Origin of the sequence: Mongoliibacter ruber (assembly GCF_003003005.1) — a bacterium.
Lineage (GTDB): Bacteria > Bacteroidota > Bacteroidia > Cytophagales > Cyclobacteriaceae > Mongoliibacter > Mongoliibacter ruber.
Window position 1 is genome coordinate 1 of record NZ_PVTR01000045.1, and the last position, 1,560, is coordinate 1,560.

At 43.8% G+C, this 1,560-nt stretch carries 1 protein-coding gene; it reads left to right on the forward strand.

Annotated features, from left to right (window positions below; translation table 11 throughout):
- Positions 1–86 precede the first annotated feature (86 nt).
- Positions 87–1,169, forward strand: a complete 1,083-nt coding sequence (locus CLW00_RS21185) for an IS110 family RNA-guided transposase (RefSeq protein WP_106135706.1) — start codon at positions 87–89, stop codon at positions 1,167–1,169.
- Positions 1,170–1,560: the final 391 nt, after the last annotated feature.

Below are 1,560 nucleotides of genomic sequence, written 5' to 3' on the forward strand. Positions count from 1 at the left end.
AATATCAAGTTTGTATGTTTAAAAAAGCCAAGAGGGTAATGTAAATTTAAGTACAAATCAAAACTTAACATTAAACCTCAAGGCTCATGAAAACTACACAAATTACGAAAAAAAAAGAGTTTAACGGCGATGAAATTTATGTAGGAATAGATGTCCACAAAAAGCAGTGGGCGGTAACAGTAAGATCAAAACTTCTCGAGCATAAGACTTTTGTTCAAAAATCAGACAGTAAGGTGCTTGGGAATTATTTGAAGAAGAACTTTCCTGGAGCGGTTTATAAAAGCGTTTATGAAGCCGGTTTTTGCGGCTATTCCGTTCACAGGTTGCTTTTGAATGAAGGTATTGAAAATATAATCATCAACCCTGCCGATGTTCCCTCTACCAATAAAGAGCGGAAAAGTAAGCAGGATAAGATTGACAGCAGGAAGCTTTGCAGGGCGCTTGCCGATGGGGTTCTTGTGGGGAATTACGTTCCAGGAGAAGAAGAGGCAGAGCTGAAGGAGACTGTCAGGCAGATCAAGATTCTGACCAATGACCTTACGCGGTACAAAAACAGGATAAAGAGTAAACTTGAGAAGAACAGTATAAAAATTCCTGAGGACTATGGGGCTTCATCGAGGGGTTGGGCAAAAAGATTTATAGTCTGGCTTGAAACAGTAGAGTTAAAAACAGAGCTTGGAACATTGGGTCTCAGGCTTTATATCGAGGGGTTCAAGCAGATCAGGGAGCTGAGAAAGAAACTCAGAAAGTCTGTTGAAGCATATGTTGAGCGGGTCTACGAGAAAGACATTTTCCTGTTGAGATCCATCCCCGGGATAGGCACTACGGCAGCGATCATGATCCTCAGCGAACTTGGGGACACTTCCAGGTTTTCAAGTTTTGAAAGGCTCTGCAGTTTTGTCGGCCTGATTCCCAATACTTACAGCAGTGGGGAAAAAGAAAGAACGGGTAGGATGACCAAAAGGAAGAACAAGTATTTACAGCCTGTTCTGGTGCAGTGTGCATGGAAGGCCGCAGGTTGTGATCCGGCACTTATGTCGGTATACGGCGAACTAAAGAAAAGAATGACCTCCTCGAGGGCCATAGTCAAGATCACGAGGAAACTCCTGAGCAGGATCCGGCATGTCCTGCTGACAAAAGAACCCTATGTGTTGGGTGTGGAAAGATAAGAGGTCGGTAACATAAACACCCTTCCCTGGAATAAAAAAATAAATGGGCGGACCGTTAGATATTTGTGCGGCTGCTGAAAAGCAGACTGCTTTATCAAGTTTGCGGCCGCCCACCTTGCCAAAATGATACAGAACTGTGGCGGCCCAAATAGAGGTTGACTACTAATAGAAGTATGTTTGCGGGGATTGGAGGTTGAGTTTTCCTAGGCATAGCCTCTTGGAATGAATGGAAAAGGGAGCGGATGGATCCCGCTCCCCGACCATTCCAGTCGGACAGGCTATTCCTGACAGGTTGCTCTCCAGCAGAGCCTGGTTCCGCTTTGCCTGACGGTAATTAAAGTAGTAAACAAAAGATAAAAAAACACCTTCTTGCTAGTAATTTAACATAGAA